This window comes from Enterobacter sp. FW301-JW81, assembly GCF_058788735.1.
The window spans coordinates 181,929-194,769 of the sequence record NZ_JBYTBA010000003.1 but is presented as its reverse complement, the minus strand read 5'-3'; the positions used below and the strand labels follow the sequence as shown (position 1 = coordinate 194,769).

Here is a 12,841-nt window from a genome sequence, read left to right as displayed (position 1 = left end):
CGGAAAGGATGGCCGGAATTGTTATTCATGCCGGGCTCGCAGAGCGCTGCCCGGCGATATCTGTCAGTGAGTTGCTTCACCAATCAGCGCGCCTGTACCCGCACCGACTGCCGCACCTTTCAGCACGCTCTTCCCGGTTACCGCCGCAGCGCCCGCGCCCACGGCGGCCCCTACCGCGCCGCCCTTACGCGCGGCTTTACCCTTGTCACCATTTTTGAACATGGCACCGGTACCTGCGCCCACGACGGCGCCGCCAACGGTCGATTTCAGATCTTTGCCCGTGGCCGCGCCAATGGCAGCGCCCGCAACCGCGCCTGCGGCAGTTTTGTCGATGGCCATTCCCGAGGTGGAAAACATGAGGGCGCTGATAACCAGCGTAGTTTTAATCAGTTTCATAACAGATCCTTTGTGACTGCTGTCGGTTGAGACGTCATCTCTCTGCGTTTGACAGGAGAGAAACGGCCAGATAGTGCCAGCAACACCGGCCCAACCTTTAGGCTAATCATGCCCTGAGCAAGGATCTGCCGGGCGGCGAACCGCCCGGCCAGTCGTCACGCCTGACGCTTATCTTCCGTATTCGTCTCAAAGTCGCTCGCCGCGTGGCGCTCGTGGAGCTGCTCGTTCAGCTCGCCGCTGGTGCGGTTAACGATGCGTCCGCGCTTGACGGCATGGCGGTTCGCCACGTCTTTCGCCCAGCGCTGCACGTGAGTGTACTTCTCTGCGTCGAGGAACTCGGCGGCGTTATAGACGCTGCCCAGCGCCACGCAGCCGAACCATGGCCAGATGGCGATATCCGCGATGGTGTACTCCTCACCCGCGACGTAACGACCGCGCGCAAGCTGTTTATCCAGCACGTCGAACAGGCGCTTGGCTTCCATGGTGAAGCGGTCAATCGCGTACTCAATTTTCACCGGCGCGTAGTTGTAGAAGTGACCAAAGCCGCCGCCGAGGAACGGCGCCGCGCCCTGGAGCCAGAACAGCCAGTTCAGCGTCTCGGTGCGTCCTGCCGGATCTTTCGGCAGGAAGTGACCGAACTTCTCTGCCAGATAGAGCAGGATATTGCCGGATTCAAATACGCGCGTTGGCGGGGTCGTGGAGTAGTCGCGAAGTGCCGGTATTTTCGAGTTCGGGTTCACATCAACAAAGCCGCTGGAGAACTGGTCGCCCTCGCCGATGCGGATCAACCACGCGTCGTACTCCGCGCCCGTCACGCCCAGCGCCAGCAGCTCTTCGAGCATAATCGTCACTTTCTGGCCGTTGGGTGTACCCAGAGAGTAGAGCTGCAGCGGGTGAGAGCCGACAGGAAGATCTTTCTCATGCGTTGCGCCGGAAATCGGACGGTTGATGTTGGCGAACGCGCCGCCGCCGTTTTTATTCCATTCCCATACTTTTGGTGGCTGATACGTGTTGTCTGACATGTTGGCCTGCCTTTTTAGTGATGTGTTGAGGCAGTGTAGCAGGAGATTTGTGAACCGTTTAACGTTGTGAGCGCAAGCAATTAACCGCTATTCCTTCTGGCGCTTATATATATCAAATCCGGCATAAGCTTAATCGAAAATCGCATTTTCATAATTAATGCGTAAATGAATAAAGCTGCATATGATGCTTCAACATAAATAAAAGATGCAGTAATAAACACTTTATAAGGCAAGGAGTTAGTGAGATGCGCAAGCTTCTGTTATCGGCAGTGGTCGTTTCGCTCGCGTTAGGCCTGGCGGGCTGTGATGATGCGAAAAATAAAGAGACAAATACGCCCCCGGCGGCAAAAAGCGACGCGCCGAAAGAGGGTGGGTCACTGATTATCGGGATTACCTCCGGCGACCCGTTAGCCGTTAATCCGCTCTACGCCAGCGACCGCACAACGTTAACCATCATGCAGGCGCTCTATGCCCCGCTGTACAGCTTTAATAACGGCAACATCGAGTGGGGCCTGGCGGAAAGCCTGACGCCGTCTGCCGACAACCTGAGCTACACCCTGACGTTAAAACCCAACCTGAAATGGCAGGACGGACAGCCGCTGACGGCGGACGACGTGGTCTTTACGTTCAACAAGCTGCTGGATGCCAAACAGCACAGCTTCTTCCGCAGCATGTTCACCTACGGCGATAAGCCGGTACAGGTGAGCAAGGTTGACGACCGCACCGTTAAATTCACATTACCGCAGGTTAGCGCCGCCTTTACCGGAACCCTGGTGCAGATCTACCCGATCCCGCAGCACGTGTTTGCCGGTGAAGGCGATCTGGAAAAGAGCACCAAAAACGATGCGCCGGTAGGCTCCGGGCCGTTCAAATTTAAAGAGTACCGTGCCGGGCAGTATTACGCCCTGACCCGTTTTGACGATTACTGGAACGGCAAAGCGAAGCTTGATTCTGTCACCTACCGTTTCGCCAAAGACAGTAACGCCGCCAACCTGGCGCTGCAAAACGGTGAAATCAACCTCAAGATGGTTGACCCGCAGGATGTGAACCGCCTGAAAAATACCGGTAAGTTCGACTTCGTGGTCTATCCGGAGGGTCGTCTGGCCTATATGACGTTCAACCAGAACGTGCCGGTGATGAAGAGTAAAGAACTGCGTCAGGCCATTGCTTACGCCATCAACAAGGACGAGCTGACCCAGACCGCCTTTACCTCGCTCGACTACGCCAAACCGGCAACCTCGTTCCTGACGCCAGATACGCTTTACAAGACGGATGACGTCGAGCAGTACAAATTCGATCTGCAAAAAGCCAAAGATCTGCTGAAAGCGTCCGGCGCGCCGGATAACCTCAAGCTGCGCCTGGCGTATGTGAACACCAACAAAACCCAGGAGAGCATGGCGCTCTACATTCAGCAGGCGCTGAAGGGCATTGGGGTGAACGTGGAGCTGATGCCGCTGGACTCCAACGCGATGTCTCAGCGCAGCCTCGACATGAACAACACCGCATGGGAGCTGAACCTGGGCGGCTACATCATGGGCTCAGAGCCGGACGGCTATAAATCGCTGTTCATGAGCAACGAGGCCTATAACTACGCGCACTACAAAAATCCGCAGTTCGATGCCCTGTGGGATAAAGGCGCCGTGGAAACCGACGCCGCGAAACGTGCCGATATCTATAAGCAAATTCAGCAGACCGTGGCAAACGACATGACGTACTACCCGATCGCCTATACCAATGCGACCGTCGCGGTGGACAAGCGTTTCGGCGGCACCCAGGAAGCAGAGCCGAAACCGGTCTACCTGTTCCAGGATCTGTCAAAAATCTATCAGAAATAAGCGATTGCCCCGGCCGTCAGGTCGGGGCTTTGGTAAGGGCACGTCGTGAACACACTCCTCACGCGTCGGCTGCTGCAATTGCTGCCGATGCTTTTCTTTATTTCGCTGGTGGCGTTTTTGCTGGTCAAGCTCGCGCCCGGCGATCCGGTGGCCGCGTACATCACGCCGCGTATGGCCCCGGAAGATATCGAACGTATTCGCCAGAGCCTGGGGCTGGATAAGCCGCTGGTCACGCAGTACGTTATGTGGCTGAAAAACGTCCTGCAGGGCGATCTCGGCTATTCGCTGATTTACCACCGCCCGGTGCTGGAGATGATCGGCGAACGCATTCCGGCCACGCTGGGGCTGATGGGCGCGTCGCTGCTGATGGCGATCGTGCTGGCTATTCCGCTGGGCCTGCTGGCGGGGGCATTTAAGCACCGCTGGCTGGATCACCTGCTGAACCTGTTCGCCTATATCGGCATCTCGGTGCCGATTTTCTGGTTCGGGATCTTGCTCATTACCGTCTTTGCCGTGCAGCTTAACTGGTTTCCCAGCATGGGGATGCGCACTATCGGCGTAGAGGATAACGGGCTGGACGTGCTGCGCCACGGCGTGCTGCCGTGCATTGCGCTCACGTTCTACAACCTCTCCAGCTACGTGCGCTACATTCGCTCCAACACCATCTCGCAGCTCTCCGCCGACTACGTGCAAACCCAGCTTGCCTACGGCGCAACGCGTTCCAGTATTCTGTTCCGCCACGTGCTGAAAAACGTGCTGCTGCCGGTGATTACCCTGTTCGGCCTGTCGTTCGGCGAGCTGATTGTGGGGGCCTATGTAACCGAGAGCGTCTTCTCCTGGCCGGGGATGGGGCTGCTCGGCATCCAGTCGATCGCCTCATTGGACTATCCGCTGATCATGGCGATCATCATGCTTTCGTCGATGATGCTGATCGTCGGTAACCTGATCGCCGATGTGCTTTATCGCTTCGCCGATCCCCGCATTCGTACGCTGAGGTAACCCGGATGAGCAGACGCTGGCAGCAGGTTCGCCACCAGCTGCGCCGCAACCGTCCGGCGCAGTTCTCTCTGTTTGTGCTTTTTATTTTCGTTGTCGCCGCGCTCTGTGCGGGCTTGAGTCCGTACGATCCGGATCGGATGGCGCTCGGCGCGCGCACGCTACCGCCGGATGCCGCGCACTGGTTCGGCACCGATGAATACGGGCGCGACTACTTCACCCGCGCGCTGTATGGCGGCCAGATCTCCCTGATGGTCGGTTTTCTCGCCATGCTCTTTTCCACGCTTATCGGCACGGTGGTGGGAACGGTGAGCGGCTATTTTGGCGGCTGGCTGGATAACCTGATGATGCGCGCCGTGGATATCCTGATGGCCATTCCGGCCTTCTTCCTTCTGCTGGTGGTGAATGCTTACCTCAAGCCGGGCGTGGATAACATCATCCTGATTATCAGCCTGCTGACGTGGATGAACATGTCGCGGCTGGTGCGTGCCGAAACGCTGTCGGTGAAAGAGCGCGAGTATGTGCTTTATGCCCGCGCGTCGGGAGAGCATCCGCTGCGTATTATCGTGCGCCATATTATTCCCGGCGTGCTGCCGACCATTATCGTGGCGGCCACGCTGAATATCGCCTCGGCCATCCTGATGGAATCAACGCTCAGCTTCTTAGGGCTGGGCGTGCAGGCGCCCGCGGCGTCGTGGGGTAGCATGCTTAACAACGCTCAGTCTTATATTGGCGAAGCGTCGTGGCTGGCGATGTTCCCCGGCATTCTGATCCTGCTGACGGTGTTCAGCTTTAACGTGCTGGGCGATGTGTTCCGTACCGCCTTTGAGCCGGGAGCGAATCGCGATGAGTAACTTATTAGCGCTTGAGAACCTGCAAACCACGTTCCGCACCCGCGAGGGCGAGGTTCACGCGGTGCGCGGCGTGAGCTTTCAGGTTCAGCCGGGGGAGGTTGTTGGCATCGTCGGCGAGTCGGGCTGCGGGAAAAGCGTCACCTGCAAGTCGATCATTCAGCTTCTGGGGAACAACGGACGCATCGCCGGGGGCAGCATCCGCTTCCAGAACGAGGACCTGGCGCAGAAAACTCCTGCGCAGATGCGCGCCATTCGCGGCAACGAGATTGCGATGATTTTCCAGGATCCGATGACCGCCCTGAACCCGGTGCTGACCATCGGTAAACAGATGGCTGAGATCCTGATGCGCAACAAAGGGCTCAGCAAAAAAGCGGCCAGGGCGGCGGCGATCGCCATGCTGGAACAGGTGGGTATTGCCGAAGCGGAACGCCGGTACGACCAGTATCCGCACGAGTTCAGCGGCGGGATGCGCCAGCGGGTGATGATCGCCATTGCGCTCTCCTGCAACCCGAAGCTTCTTATTGCCGACGAACCGACCACCGCGCTGGACGTGACCATTCAGGCGCAGATCCTGCGCCTGCTGAAAAGCCTGCAGCAGCAGACCCGGACCGCGATTTTGCTGATCACCCACGATCTCGGCGTCGTGGCGCAGGTCTGCAGCCGCGTGGTGGTGATGTACGGCGGGCTGGTGATGGAGGAGGGCAGCGTGGAGGACATTTTTTATCGCCCCGCGCATCCCTACACCCAGGGGCTGCTGGCCTCGCTACCGCGGCCGGATGAGGTGAACCAACGTCTATCGCCGATTGAAGGTTCACCGCCTGGCCTGCTTAACCCGCCGCCGGGCTGCCCGTTCGCGGAACGCTGCCCGAAGCGCATGCCGCAGTGCGAGCGACAGCCCGCGTTTTATCCCACCGGCGAGGGCCATCGCGCCGCCTGCTGGCTATGGGCCGATAAGGAGATTCAGGCATGAGTGAACAACAGGCGCCTTTAGTGAGCGTGCGCGATCTGCGCAAACACTATCAGCTCAACGGCGGTTTGCTGCGTAAAGGCGTGGCCGTGAAAGCGGTTGATGGCGTGAGCTTTGATGTTCAGCCGGGCGAGACGTTTGGCCTGGTGGGGGAGTCCGGCTGCGGGAAATCCACCCTCGGTCGCGCCATCCTGCGCCTTTTCGATATCACCTCTGGCGAGATCCACTTCGCCGGGCAGGCGATTGCTCACGCCCGTGAAAAAGAGCTCAAGCCGCTGCGTAAGCGAATGCAGGCGATTTTTCAGGATCCTTACTCCTCGCTCAACCCCGGTATGACGGTGCGACAGCTGGTGGCCGAACCGATGCAGATCCACGGCTACAGTCGCGAAGAACAGCGAGAACGTACGGAAACGCTGCTCTACAAAGTGGGGCTGAAGCAGGAACACCTTGAACGGTTCCCGCACGAGTTCAGCGGCGGGCAGCGCCAGCGCATCAGTATTGCCCGCGCGTTGTCAGTGAATCCTGAATTTGTGCTGTGTGATGAACCGCTCTCGGCGCTGGACGTCTCGGTGCAGGCGCAGGTGGTGAATATTTTGCAGGATCTGCAGCAGGAGCTGGGGCTAACCTATCTGTTTATCGCCCACGATCTCTCCATGGTGCGCCATATCTCCAGCCGCATTGGGGTGATGTATCTCGGTAAGCTGGTAGAGGTTGCCCCGGCGAATGAACTGTATCAGCGTCCGGCACACCCTTACACCCGCGCGCTACTGGCGGCGGTTCCCCAGCCCGATCCACGCATCCGCAATCTCGAAGACGTCACCCTGCGCGGCGATATTCCAGGCCCCACGTCCCCGCTGCCGGGCTGTAAGTTCTGCAGCCGCTGCCCGCACGCCATGCCGGTTTGCCAGACGCAGGAGCCCACGATGCAGGAGATTGCGCCAGGGCATTTCGCGGCATGCTGGTTGTTTAAGATTTGAGCCTTAAACGTGTCGGGTGGCGCTTCGCTTACCCGACCTACAGGGGGTTGTGTTTCGTAGGCCGGGTAAGGCGCATTATTTGCCACGCAGGTGTATGATAAATCCACCTCTGTCAGGTTAATTACAACGTGCAGACGACGACAACCCCTCAAAAAATTGCCGCCTGCCTGTTTTAGGTTGGATACATGCGTAAAGGAAAGTTAAGCAGTGATGCGCCATTCGGGACATTGTTAGGCTATGCACCCGGTGGCGTGGCGATTTACTCTTCAAATTACGGCAGTCTGGACCCGCGAAAATACCCGGAAGACGCAGATTTCCGCAGCTATATCGGCAACGAATACATGGGCCACAAATGGCAGTGCGTTGAGTTTGCCCGCCGTTTTCTGTTCCTCAACTATGGCTTCGTGTTTACCGACGTCGGCATGGCGTGGGAAATCTTCTCCCTGCGCTTTTTGCGCCAGGTGGTGAACGATAACATTCTGCCCCTTCAGGCTTTTGCCAACGGTTCGAAACGCGCCCCGCGCGCCGGGGCGCTGCTGATCTGGCAAAAGGGCGGCGAGTTTCACGAGACCGGCCACGTGGCGGTGATCACCCAGCTTCTCGACGATAAGGTGCGTATCGCCGAGCAGAACGTGATTCACGCCCCGCTGCCGCTCGGGCAGCAGTGGACGCGCGAGCTGCGTCTGAGCGTGGAGAACGGGTGTTATACCATCCATGACACCTTCAACGACACGGAGATACTCGGCTGGATGATCCAGACCGACGACACGGAACACAGCATTCCCCAGCCGGAAATCGACGGCGAACTGCTGAAAATCAGCGGCGCGCGGCTGAAAAACAAACGTCAGTTCGACGGAAAATGGCTTAACGAAAATGACGCGCTGCAGCAGGCATATATCCGCGCCAACGGCCATGTGATCAACAAAGATCCCTGCCAGTACTTCACCATTACCGAAAGCGCCGAGCAGGAGCTGATCAAGGCCACCAACGAGCTGCATCTGATGTACCTGCACGCCACGGATAAGGTGCTGAAAGACGACAATCTGCTGGCGCTTTTCGACATCCCGAAAATCCTCTGGCCGCGCCTGCGCCTCTCCTGGCAGTGGCGTCGTCACCATATGATCACCGGTCGTATGGATTTCTGCATGGATGAGCGCGGGATTAAGGTTTACGAGTACAACGCGGACTCCGCTTCCTGCCATACCGAGGGCGGGCTGATTCTCGAAGAGTGGGTCAAAAACGGCTATCGCGGCAACGGGCATAACCCGGCGGAAGGCCTTCTGGAAGAGCTGACCGGCGCATGGAAGCACAGCCACGCGCGGCCGTTCGTTCACATCATGCAGGACAACGATGTCGAAGAGGACTATCACGCGCTCTTTATCCAGCGTTCGCTGATGCAGGCCGGGTTTGAAACCAAAATTCTGCACGGGCTTGGCGCCCTGAGCTGGGACGCCGCCGGGCAGCTGATTGACGACGAAGGTCGCCACGTCAACTGCGTGTGGAAAACCTGGGCGTGGGAGACGGCGATTGAGCAGATCCGCGAGGTCAGCGAAACCGAATACGCCGCCGTGCCGATCCGCACCGGGCACCCCGAGGGCGAGGTGCGCCTGATTGACGTTCTGCTGCGCCCGGAAGTGCTGGTGTTTGAACCGCTGTGGACGGTGATTCCCGGCAACAAGGCGATCCTCCCGGTGCTGTGGCAGCTCTTCCCGAATCACCGTTATCTGCTCGATACCGATTTTGAGGTGAACGAGCTGCTGAAACAGACCGGCTATGCCGTTAAGCCCATCGCCGGGCGCTGCGGCAGCAACATCGATCTGATTAGCGCCGAGGACGAGCTGCTGGATAAATCCAGCGGCAAGTTTGTTGACCGTAAAAACATCTACCAGCAGCTGTGGTGCCTGCCGAAGGTCGACGGCAAATACATACAGGTCTGTACCTTTACCGTGGGCGGGAACTATGGCGGTACCTGCCTGCGCGGCGATGACTCGCTGGTGGTGAAGAAAGAGAGCGATATTGAGCCGCTGATTGTGGTGAAGGATAAGTAACGCACACCCGCTCTAACAAAGCCCCCGCAGGGTATCCTGCGGGGGCTTTTCGTTACTGTTCTTCCTCTTCCAGCTGCTCGCTGATCTTCAGATCGATGATGCGGCCAATCTGATCGTGATACACCGTCAGCAGATTGTACTGGCTCATCTCGGAGATGATCTGCGGTGAGACGTTAAAGCTGCGGGCCAGTTCCTCCTGGTGGAAATAGCCCGGCTGGCGCCGCCTCACGTGGGCGCGGCGGCGGTTGTACTGGTACCACAAAATCAGCAGCCAGCCGTTGAGCGCGGCGAACAGCAGGTAGATCAACACCGTATTAAAGGACGCAATAATCGCGCTCCAGCGGTAGTCGCTCTCCTCGGTTAGCTGCATCCAGAGCCTGGCATACAGGAAAAACAGAAAACCTCCCCACGCCACCAGCGTTAACGCGGCATCGAAAAGACGCGGCATGAGCCGATGCTCGGTCAAAATTAAGGTGTTTTCATTCATTGCAGGCTTCCTTTTCCCCGGTCCGGACTGATCCAGCGCGCGCGGGCACGCTGGCGTTTAAGCATGACTTTTGGAAATGCGACGAGGGTGGTGAACAGACCAATCATCCAGTACACCATCGGGAACCAGATCACCCAGAAAAGCGAGCTGGCCACGTTCCGCTCATAGCGCCGCTCGATGTACAGGCTGGCCAGGAACTGCAGCAGGCACATCACGCCCAGCAGCAGCCCGGTAAATGCCGGGGGAAAGAGGCTCTCAACGATCAGGTTCGCGGGAAGGGGCGCGACATGGCTGATGATGAACAGCAGCACCGTCATCGCGTAGGCGAAGGCCCACAGCGTTGACAGCGCGTACTCCAGAAACAGCGGCCACATGCGGTGATGCTCCCAGCGCACAATCTTGCGCAGGTTGACCAGAAACACCTCTGCGCCGCCCTGGGCCCAGCGCAGGCGCTGCTTCCACAGGCCTTTGAGCGTCTCCGGCATTAAAATCCAGCACAGCGCCCGCGGCTCGAAAAAGATATCCCAGTGGCGCAGCTGGAGCTTCCAACTGATGTCGATGTCCTCGGTGATCATGTCCGGGCTCCAGTACCCGACGTCCGCCAGCGCCTGTCGGCGAAAGGCGGCGATAACGCCGGAGACGGTAAAGACCCGGCCATAGATCCGCTGCGTCCGCTTGATGAGCCCGATGATTGAAGAGAACTCGCCCACCTGAATGCGGCCAAGCAGCGTGGACCGCGTGCGAATGCGCGGATTGCCGGTCACCGCCCCGACGTGGGGATACTGAATCAGCGGAGCCACCAGATAAGCGGCGGTATCGCGATCGAGCAGCGCGTCGCCGTCAATGCAGACCAGCAGATCGCCCCGGGCCGCCGCTGCCCCGGCTTTGAGCGCCAGCGCTTTTCCCTGGTTTTCCGCGAGGTTAATCACCCGCAGGCGCGGCTGTTCCAGCGCCAGCGCCTGCAGCACCTGCGCGGTGTTGTCAGAAGAGCCGTCGTTGATGGCGATTACCTCTATATTTTCATACCGCTGATCCAGCGCGGCGCTGATGGTCTCTCTGGCGTTCCTTTCCTCATTAAAGCAGGGAATAAGGATGGAGATGAGCGGCTCGCCGGCGAGCGTCGGGGCGGGCGTGTCGTTATCCCACGACCAGTGCCGTTCAAGCTGAAACCAGAAATAGAGCCCGCCGGTTATCCAGAGCACCGACATGAACAGCGGCCAGAAGAACACAAAATCCAGAATCAGCTCACCGGTAAAGAGGGCGGCCACGCCTAACGGCAACCCGAATACCAGACATAAAATAGAGAATGCGATAATGCGATCAGTCATTGTCAGGGTACCAGTACGAAGAAAATTCAGGCCTGATACGTGAAATATCAGGTTGGTTGTTGAGGAAGTCGTCGGGGTAGTAACCGTAATTTTTGACGCCGTTCAGCTGGAGCACGCGCATCCACTCTGCAAGCTGGCTATCGGAAACGGCGCGCTGCGGTTTCTGGTCCCAGTCCCTGGCCTGCAGCTCGAAAATGGTTTTATCGAGCGCGCCGGGCCGTGCGGCGACGGCGTTAACCAGGCGCGTCAGCCAGGCATTGCTCTCGTCGACCGGGACGGACTCCATCAGCGGCATGGCCATCGGCACCGTCCAGTCATACTCCGCCAGAAAGTCATCAAGATTCTGCGCAAACCACGCCTCGCTTTCGGGCTGCAGAATGGGTAAGGCGAACATGTTGCGTGCGGTTTTTATCTGCGGGCCGCGGATGTGCTTCACCGCCAGGCTCAGGGCGTGGGTAAACCCAATAAGCAGCTGGCTTTTCTGCCGCGCGGTGTTCTGAGATGCATCGTCCACGTCCGTCAGCGCCGCGTCGTCATGGAACAGGATCCCGTTGAAGCTGGCATAGCGGGCCAGATCCTCATAGATTTCCGTCACCTGCTGGCGCACCTGCGGGTTCCACGGGGAGAGCCGGATATAGGGCTCGGTGGCGTCGCTTAACCGGCCGGTCTGACGATCCCGGCGCTGCACGCGCGGCAGGGAAGGATCGAGATCGAACGAGAGCACCGGCATCCACGCGAAGACTTTTACCCCCGCGCGGGTTTGCAGCTGCCAGGAGACAAAATTAAAGAGATCGGCCCGGACCGGAAGGCGGCGATTGGGGAAATAGAGCGCCTTGATCCTGCCGTCGCCCTGCGGATCGGCAAACGCCTGCAGGAATACGTGGCTGATTTTCATGTCGTAGACCCGCTGGATCAGCCTGTTGATGTTTTTGGTCTGCTGGGCCGGATCGGGATCGTAAACGTAGTCGAGATCGACGTGCATCACGCGCACCGGCTCAGACTCCTGAACCTGGCTGACCGTGCTGGCAAAGGTTTTGAGCGAGGGATTACCGGCGATCAGCAGACGGGGAATGCTGCCGAGATTGCGCACGTCACCCAGCCCGTCCTCAAGGGTAAAGGCCAACTGATAGCCCTGCTTTTTGGCAATCGCGAGCGACGTGCCGTTGGCGGCGCCATACGGCCAGACCCAGGCGCGCGGCGCCTTGCCGGTCACCTGCGTGATTTTTTCGGTCACTTTGCGAACGTCATCGCCGATCCGCTGGTTAAACTGCGGGTCCGTTTCATAGCGTCCCGTTGCTTTATCATAAGCGCGATTGGCAATCGCCGGTTCGCGGCTGCCCTGCGGGTTGGCCGGAATGCCGTAATGCGAGGCCCAGGTATGCGAGCCGATCTCAATCAGCGGGGACCGGCTGAGATCGCGCACCATGTCCCACGTCGCGAAGCGATCGCGGGGCGTCATCAGGCCGCCGAAGTTAACCTTTTGGTTTGCCGGCGTATCCACCCAGCTGCCCACCGGCGCCCACAGCGCAGGCACGTTCCATGCCTGAAGCAGCGGCCAGACGCGGGTGTAAAAGCTGCTGTAGCCGTCGTCAAAGCTGAGCAAAACGGCCTTTGGCGGCAGCGTTTTTTTCCCGTCATGCGCATCCAGAATGTCCTGCACGCTGACCGCGTGATAGCCGTTGTGCACAAGCCAGCTAATCTGCTCGTTTAACGCGCTGGTGCGAACGGAGAGGTAGCGCTGATCGGCGGCATCATCTTCTACGTCGTGGTAGGCCAGGACCAGAAACTGGTTCGTCGGCCAGGGTTTGGTCGCCTCCAGCTGCGGCCGCGCTTTGGGGGCAATGAACGAGATTGCCTGCGCGCAGGCGCTCGCGCTGAGGCAGAGCCAGCCGATGACGATCAGGCTCACGGAAAGACGTGTGTTCAGCATA

General features: G+C 58.8%; 11 protein-coding genes. 6 read left to right on the top strand and 5 right to left on the bottom strand.

Features of this window, described 5'->3' with window-relative positions; all coding sequences use genetic code 11:
* Positions 1 to 63: 63 nt before the first annotated feature.
* Together AC3WOK_RS11930 and yghU are read right to left on the bottom strand one after the other, a co-directional pair.
* Complete coding sequence (locus tag AC3WOK_RS11930; RefSeq protein ID WP_059312547.1) at positions 64 to 396, bottom strand: glycine zipper domain-containing protein; 333 nt, start codon at positions 394 to 396, stop codon at positions 64 to 66.
* A 155-nt stretch (positions 397 to 551) separates the two neighbouring features.
* Positions 552 to 1,418: a glutathione-dependent disulfide-bond oxidoreductase gene (gene yghU / locus AC3WOK_RS11925; RefSeq protein WP_059312546.1), complete on the bottom strand. Its 867-nt coding sequence runs from the start codon at positions 1,416 to 1,418 to the stop codon at positions 552 to 554.
* Between the two features lie 245 nt (positions 1,419 to 1,663).
* Here yghU and AC3WOK_RS11920 point away from each other — a divergent pair, with 245 nt between their 5' ends.
* From AC3WOK_RS11920 to gss, 6 genes are all read left to right on the top strand, one after another.
* Positions 1,664 to 3,253, top strand: coding sequence for an ABC transporter substrate-binding protein (locus AC3WOK_RS11920; RefSeq protein WP_063430985.1), 1,590 nt, complete (start codon positions 1,664 to 1,666; stop codon positions 3,251 to 3,253).
* 45 nt (positions 3,254 to 3,298) lie between these two features.
* A complete protein-coding gene (locus tag AC3WOK_RS11915; RefSeq protein ID WP_492354574.1) occupies positions 3,299 to 4,252 on the top strand; it encodes an ABC transporter permease in 954 nt (317 codons plus the stop codon).
* 5 nt (positions 4,253 to 4,257) lie between these two features.
* Entirely contained in the window at positions 4,258 to 5,103 is an 846-nt protein-coding gene (locus AC3WOK_RS11910; RefSeq protein ID WP_023294546.1) for an ABC transporter permease, read from the top strand.
* Complete coding sequence (locus AC3WOK_RS11905) at positions 5,096 to 6,073, top strand: ABC transporter ATP-binding protein (RefSeq protein ID WP_059312218.1); 978 nt, start codon at positions 5,096 to 5,098, stop codon at positions 6,071 to 6,073. The genes AC3WOK_RS11910 and AC3WOK_RS11905 overlap by 8 nt, the downstream gene beginning before the upstream one ends.
* On the top strand, positions 6,070 to 7,047 hold the full coding sequence (locus tag AC3WOK_RS11900; RefSeq protein WP_492354573.1) for an ABC transporter ATP-binding protein: 978 nt from the start codon (positions 6,070 to 6,072) through the stop codon (positions 7,045 to 7,047). The genes AC3WOK_RS11905 and AC3WOK_RS11900 overlap by 4 nt, the downstream gene beginning before the upstream one ends.
* Before the next feature lie 185 nt (positions 7,048 to 7,232).
* Positions 7,233 to 9,095 (top strand): bifunctional glutathionylspermidine amidase/synthase, encoded by a 1,863-nt coding sequence (gene gss / locus AC3WOK_RS11895; protein ID WP_492354572.1) that lies wholly within the window; start codon positions 7,233 to 7,235, stop codon positions 9,093 to 9,095.
* Positions 9,096 to 9,147: 52 nt separating this feature from the next.
* Here the strand turns inward: gss and pgaD are convergent, their stop codons facing one another.
* The 3 genes from pgaD to pgaB are packed head-to-tail and all read right to left on the bottom strand — an operon-like array spanning position 9,148 to position 12,840.
* Positions 9,148 to 9,582, bottom strand: coding sequence for a poly-beta-1,6-N-acetyl-D-glucosamine biosynthesis protein PgaD (pgaD, locus tag AC3WOK_RS11890; RefSeq protein ID WP_492354571.1), 435 nt, complete (start codon positions 9,580 to 9,582; stop codon positions 9,148 to 9,150).
* Positions 9,579 to 10,910, bottom strand: coding sequence for a poly-beta-1,6-N-acetyl-D-glucosamine synthase (pgaC, locus tag AC3WOK_RS11885; protein WP_059312223.1), 1,332 nt, complete (start codon positions 10,908 to 10,910; stop codon positions 9,579 to 9,581). Before pgaC ends, pgaD begins: the two co-directional genes overlap by 4 nt.
* Positions 10,903 to 12,840, bottom strand: a complete 1,938-nt coding sequence (pgaB, locus tag AC3WOK_RS11880; RefSeq protein ID WP_492354570.1) for a poly-beta-1,6-N-acetyl-D-glucosamine N-deacetylase PgaB — start codon at positions 12,838 to 12,840, stop codon at positions 10,903 to 10,905. The genes pgaC and pgaB overlap by 8 nt, the downstream gene beginning before the upstream one ends.
* Position 12,841: the final 1 nt, after the last annotated feature.

Coding starts and splice junctions, on each gene's coding strand:
- AC3WOK_RS11900 (WP_492354573.1), top strand. CDS start 6,070: ATGAGTGAACAACAGGCGCCTTTAGTGAGCGTGCGCGATCTGCGCAAA.
- AC3WOK_RS11905 (WP_059312218.1), top strand. CDS start 5,096: ATGAGTAACTTATTAGCGCTTGAGAACCTGCAAACCACGTTCCGCACC.
- yghU (WP_059312546.1), bottom strand. CDS start 1,418: ATGTCAGACAACACGTATCAGCCACCAAAAGTATGGGAATGGAATAAA.
- AC3WOK_RS11920 (WP_063430985.1), top strand. CDS start 1,664: ATGCGCAAGCTTCTGTTATCGGCAGTGGTCGTTTCGCTCGCGTTAGGC.
- pgaC (WP_059312223.1), bottom strand. CDS start 10,910: ATGACTGATCGCATTATCGCATTCTCTATTTTATGTCTGGTATTCGGG.
- pgaB (WP_492354570.1), bottom strand. CDS start 12,840: ATGCTGAACACACGTCTTTCCGTGAGCCTGATCGTCATCGGCTGGCTC.
- gss (WP_492354572.1), top strand. CDS start 7,233: ATGCGTAAAGGAAAGTTAAGCAGTGATGCGCCATTCGGGACATTGTTA.
- AC3WOK_RS11910 (WP_023294546.1), top strand. CDS start 4,258: ATGAGCAGACGCTGGCAGCAGGTTCGCCACCAGCTGCGCCGCAACCGT.
- AC3WOK_RS11930 (WP_059312547.1), bottom strand. CDS start 396: ATGAAACTGATTAAAACTACGCTGGTTATCAGCGCCCTCATGTTTTCC.
- pgaD (WP_492354571.1), bottom strand. CDS start 9,582: ATGAATGAAAACACCTTAATTTTGACCGAGCATCGGCTCATGCCGCGT.